Origin of the sequence: Fretibacterium fastidiosum (assembly GCF_000210715.1) — a bacterium.
Lineage (GTDB): Bacteria > Synergistota > Synergistia > Synergistales > Aminobacteriaceae > Fretibacterium > Fretibacterium fastidiosum.
Genome location: NC_021038.1, coordinates 670,102 through 673,104, shown reverse-complemented (window position 1 = coordinate 673,104; position 3,003 = coordinate 670,102). Strand labels below are relative to the sequence as shown.

Sequence of the window (3,003 nt, the reverse complement as noted above, 5' to 3'; positions counted from 1 at the left end):
ACATAGCATAAAAGGTTGTCAAGGAAACCAACAACTCCACATAATGAATAGCTCTTTTCTATCAGCGCTAAGAGCGTCTCTCTGTTGCTTTCCCGCCCTGCTTGCTCAAACCACTCGTCATTGTAATCATCATTAAAGAGTGCATCGCACACAACATTCATTTCCGCATCACTTAGCTTCATGATCTCTTTCAACGTTATCGATTTTACTGATCCAAGAGTTACTTTACCGAGCATAATACCACTCCTTTATCCCATCTTTAATCTGCTGTGAGTATTTATCGACAAATCTTTTTGCTTTTACGCTCAGCTTTCCAACTACTACTTCGCCTAGTTCGTCAATAGATGCAATTCGCTTTCCGCCTTCCTGAATATGAGCATGTCCCCTAGGATGATCAGGCACTCTATTCCATTGTCAAGTTGCCGATGCTTTTTTACGGCGTTTACCTTACCGGCTCGCGTTCTCCAGGCGTTTGAGCGTATCCGTCCCTTTTAACCTCTCATTCACCCTCGCATGATCAATGACCCGCTTGCCCTCATGGTCCTTCATGCTAACTTCTGCTCCAGCATCAAGTAATGTACCGATGGTCTCAACATTGGGGGTATCCCCCCACACGGAGTACATCAATGCCGTCATGCCGTTTTCGTCCTTTGCATTCACGTCCGCTCCGGCATCGAGCAATGTACGGATGACTCCGACATTGGAGGCCTCCCCCCACACGGAGTACATCAGCGCCGTCATGCCGTCCTCATCCCTCACATTCACGTCCGCTCCAGCATCGAGCAAGCTACCGATAACTTCAGCATTGGGTGCCTCTCCCCACACGGAGTACATCAGCGCCGTCATGCCGCCCTCATCCTTCACATTCACGTCCGCTCCAGCATCGAGCAATGCGCTGACAACCTCTATGCTGGGGACATCCCGCCACGCGGCATACATCAAAGCCGTCATACCATATACATTCTTTTCGTTGACATCCATGCCAGTTGCAAGCAACTCGTTGAGGAGCTGAAAGTCGGTGTCCTGCCATACGGTACGCATCAGCAGTGTCATGCATTCCACAGCCATTTTAGGGTCCTGGTATGCCTTATTGGTAGTGATCTGAGGAGTTCCTTCATGGGAATCCAGGTACTTTTTGATCGAGAGCGTCTTTCGGGCATTGCTCCTTATACACGACGCATTTTCAATGTCGGACGCGTTTCCCAATGACTCCAACATGTCTCTAGTGGCAAACATATTCCTCGACAAAGCAAGGAAACAGAGGGGGTCGTTTCTCTCATAGGCCGATTGAATCATCACGGGATCGTTTGTTATCTCAAGACACCTCAACTCAATCAGTTTTTCAACATCCGGGCGATGCTTATTGGAATAGAAATAAAACAGTATTATTTCCTTTTCCGGATCGTCCGGTTTAAGCGAGCCCAGCTGCTCCAATAACGCGTCGTAATAATATTCGCAAAGAAAACCAGCAAAGTCCTCGGCGGAATATTTGCTCTCGCCGTTAAAATCCGAAGGATAATATTCGCTTTGTCCATAATATCGCTTTGCTAATGTAAACAGCGCTTCTTCCGCATACGGAATCAGCTTCTTCAATCTCTCATCGTCAGAGCGCCTGTGCGCCAGGGAGACCAATGCAATTTTATTTTCTAAAAGATAAGCGAATACATTTTGAGTTAAAGATTTTTCTGGCAAATAATCAAGCAGGTCATTCCAAAAGGACTCCCTTTCCTTTTGTTTGTGTAACTTGGATGCAACCTTCAAGAGCAGCTCCTCGTCAACGATATCTGGCGTTATACCACAAGCATAGAGGTCGCAGTCCTCTTTATAAACCCATTGCTCGTCGTTTACAACTTGCTTCAAGTACTCCGTTAATTTCATCTCTACCGCCTTATATCTCCGGGGATCTTGGATTTACAATCCAAGGGCAACAGTAGAGGGGAAAATCATACGTCATCCTCTTCTCCCCATAAAATTAAGTCGAACCCACAATCAAGTTTCAGCGCCGACAAATTATTCATTGTTTCAGCATCTAGAGCATAGCCAATCTGATTATCTCCTGCACGTATATAAAACGTAATACGCACCTCATAATCCTTATTTTTCTGCAGTTCTGCAATGACTTCCTTTCTGGCCTTTAATGATTCTGAAAAGTCTCGAGCTTTAGTCGTAAAATCGTCGCATCCGCAAAAAGACATTTCATAGCGCCACGAGTTTATTGATATCGGGAGATTGGGGTTTCCCATAAAGAAGTCTCCCTTTTTACCAATTTTTGTATGAATTAGCCCAAGTTTTGCATCCATTTCCTCTCCAAATTCCATGTTGTTGCTATAGATTCCAAAGACTATTTCTCCCCGCAATCCGCCTTCCCTCCAAACTGATTGCGGAGAGTAGTTTTTTCCATGTGCACCGAACAAAAAAACTACTCTCCAACCTATTTATGATACCGGACCGTGACGCCCTCCCGCGACTTCCGGATGCGGTTGCCGCGCCAGTCGTAACCGTACTCCTCCACCGCCACGTTCGCGCCCTCCTGCACCGTGGCACAATACCTTTTATTCGATTGTCAAGGTACCAGGGGCCTTTCCAAGCCGCAGGCAAAGTTTTTAACGTGTCGCCGAGGCAGATTTTGTGCACTTTTCTTCCGAACCGAACGAGAGCAAGGCCAGAGTTCGCTTAACCCACACAACAACGGGTTTGAGCCTCAATAAGGCTTCACTGAAACTTAAGCTCTGCCTTGATTTACCAGCATATGCCCCACAGCCGTCTAAGCGTGTCCGTGCTCTGCAATTTTTTGTTCTCTTGCGCGTAATCAGCAGCTTGTTTCTCCTCGTCATCTTTGATGGCGATATCCGCACCGGAATCAAGCAATGTGTTCACGACCCCGTCCGAATTCCATTTCGCTGCCAGCATCAATGCCGTTAATCCCTTGTTATCCTTTATGTTAGCATCTGTTCCAGCCTCAAGCAATACTCTGACCACTTCCGGGTTCGTGTTGTCCCGCGC

General features: G+C 46.8%; 4 protein-coding genes. All 4 read right to left on the bottom strand.

Annotated features, from left to right (window positions below; genetic code table 11):
- On the bottom strand, nucleotides 1–236 hold a 236-nt coding region (locus tag SY1_RS02960), incomplete at its 3' end, for a hypothetical protein (RefSeq protein ID WP_208872656.1).
- A 211-nt stretch (nucleotides 237–447) separates the two neighbouring features.
- On the bottom strand, nucleotides 448–1,878 hold the full coding sequence (locus SY1_RS02955) for an ankyrin repeat domain-containing protein (RefSeq protein WP_015556129.1): 1,431 nt from the start codon (nucleotides 1,876–1,878) through the stop codon (nucleotides 448–450).
- Nucleotides 1,879–1,943: 65 nt separating this feature from the next.
- On the bottom strand, nucleotides 1,944–2,414 hold the full coding sequence (locus SY1_RS02950; RefSeq protein WP_208872655.1) for a DUF4279 domain-containing protein: 471 nt from the start codon (nucleotides 2,412–2,414) through the stop codon (nucleotides 1,944–1,946).
- Nucleotides 2,415–2,739: 325 nt separating this feature from the next.
- The coding region (locus tag SY1_RS02945; protein ID WP_208872654.1) for an ankyrin repeat domain-containing protein at nucleotides 2,740–3,003 on the bottom strand (264 nt) is incomplete at its 5' end.